Source organism: Bacillus sp. ME78 (assembly GCF_903970865.1).
Lineage (GTDB): Bacteria > Bacillota > Bacilli > Bacillales > Bacillaceae_G > Bacillus_A > Bacillus_A cereus.
Map to the genome: position 1 here is coordinate 1 of NZ_CAJCKK010000088.1, position 754 is coordinate 754.

The window sequence follows — 754 nt, forward strand, 5'->3', positions numbered from 1 at the left end:
GTGTTAAAATATCATAGATTCTCCTTAGGGAGTTTTCATGTAATTAAACAAGAGTTTACAAGTTCTCGAATCTTCGCCCCTTGGAGCGCCCTTCAAGGGGCTGAACTAATTAAAATAACGATTTTGTTCACTTTTTTGATACATTTATGAAACATTCACATGTTATCTTCAATATGTTCTATTCTTTTTGAAAAACCATGTGAGAATACCAAAACAAGAAGCCCTAAATCTAGGGCTTCTTGTTTTCAAATAAGGATTTTGTTAAAAACTGCACATTTATTAAGAACATGCATAAAATATAATGTGGTATTCTTTTTCAATATTATTTTTTATCCGGGAGCGCCTTGAATGGCGCTCTTTAATTTCTAAATAACATTTTCAGGTAATTACGAGAGCGGATTTTATTATGTCGTACAAGCACTACTTCACTTTATTAAATAGACTATATAGATATCTAAAAGAAGGAAGCTTTAAATTCATATGGCTGATTATTTTTATAAAGATGGTAAAAAATATTATAAAAATCAATCGCATTCCAACAATCAAAAAAACAACTGTTTTATTGAAACTCATACGATAGCTGGTTCTGCAGAAAATGCAAATGGGAATATACCTGTATCTGTTTTCCTTGAAACCACCGCTCCACAAACTGTATTTGAGGATTTTACAAACAATCATAATAAAACATTAATTCAGTTATTCGTTGTCGGTATGAGTGCACCCGTTCAAGTAACTATTCTAACAAGAAGATCTA

1 pseudogene is annotated in these 754 nt (G+C 31.0%); it reads left to right on the forward strand.

Annotated elements, in window-relative coordinates:
- Positions 1–480: 480 nt before the first annotated feature.
- Positions 481–754, forward strand: a pseudogene (locus H6481_RS28245) (exosporium protein D); the annotation flags it as partial.